Source organism: Seonamhaeicola marinus, assembly GCF_008085455.1.
This window is the reverse complement of the sequence record NZ_VSDQ01000753.1, coordinates 1-541: the sequence shown is the minus strand read 5'-3', so window position 1 is coordinate 541 and position 541 is coordinate 1. Positions and strand designations below refer to the sequence as shown.

Sequence of the window (541 nt, the reverse complement as noted above, 5' to 3'; positions counted from 1 at the left end):
CGCTCAATAAATGCCCACAAAGCAGTTGGATTTAAAACTTTAAAAACATTTTCGCAAGACGAAAAAAATTTAAATCTGGTTATTTTAAATTTTTAAAAACACCACAAACAATATCATTTTCTTGTATCTTTACGGCCTATGTTTGCACTAATAGATTGTAATAATTTCTATGCTTCATGCGAACGTGTTTTTAACCCTAATTTACAAGGAAAACCCATTGCTATACTTAGTAATAATGATGGTTGCGTAATTTCACGTAGTGATGAAGCCAAAGCTTTAAATTTGCCTATGGGAGCTCCTATTTTTAAATGGAATAGTTTCTGTAAAGCAAATAACATTACCGTGTTATCATCTAACTATCCGCTTTATGGTGATATGAGCAGCAGGGTTATGAATATACTAAAACAATTTACACCCGATGTTGAAGTATATAGCATAGATGAAGCCTTTGTAGAATTTAAAGGTTTTGAAAACTACAACCTTAACAATTACGGACATCAAATGCGAACACGCATTTTAAAATGGACAGGTATACCAACCT

The 541-nt window shown here is 32.2% G+C and carries 1 protein-coding gene; it reads left to right on the top strand.

Annotated elements, in window-relative coordinates:
- Positions 1-138 precede the first annotated feature (138 nt).
- Positions 139-541 (top strand): Y-family DNA polymerase (locus FUA24_RS23355; protein WP_449441435.1); only part of this gene is annotated, 403 nt, incomplete at its 3' end.